Origin of the sequence: Sphingobacterium sp. HJSM2_6, from assembly GCF_049316305.1 — a bacterium.
Classification (GTDB): Bacteria; Bacteroidota; Bacteroidia; order Sphingobacteriales; family Sphingobacteriaceae; genus Sphingobacterium.
This window is the reverse complement of record NZ_JBMOXB010000054.1, coordinates 1-434: the sequence shown is the minus strand read 5'-3', so window position 1 is coordinate 434 and position 434 is coordinate 1. Positions and strand designations below refer to the sequence as shown.

Here is a 434-nt window from a genome sequence, read left to right as displayed (position 1 = left end):
ATTAAACGTACTCTAAAAGAGTTTGGTATTGCTCGAAGTACCTTTTACAAGTGGTACAATTGTTATTTGAAAGATGGGTATTTAGGCCTTCAATCCAAAGCTAAAACAAATCGAAGACAATGGAATTCTATTCCACCAGAGGTCAAAGAAATGGTAGTGGAAATCGCTTTGGATAAGGAAGATCTTTCCAGTCGTGAGCTCGCGCATTATAGCACCGACGAACAACAGATGTTTATTTCCGAATCCAGTGTATATAGAATTCTCAAAGAAAGAGGACTTACAACAGCTCCAAGCCATATTTTACTATCAGCTTCTAATGAATTCAAGGATAAGACAGCCTTTGTACATCAAATGTGGCAAACGGATTTCACTTACTTCAAAATCATTGGTTGGGGATATTATTACCTCAGTACGATTTTGGATGATTACAGTCG

Annotated in this window: 1 protein-coding gene; it reads left to right on the top strand. The window is 37.3% G+C overall.

Annotation, left to right across the window (positions count from 1 at the left end):
- A partial coding sequence (locus ACFRAE_RS17780) for a helix-turn-helix domain-containing protein (RefSeq protein WP_422798513.1) occupies nucleotides 1-434 on the top strand: 434 nt, incomplete at both ends.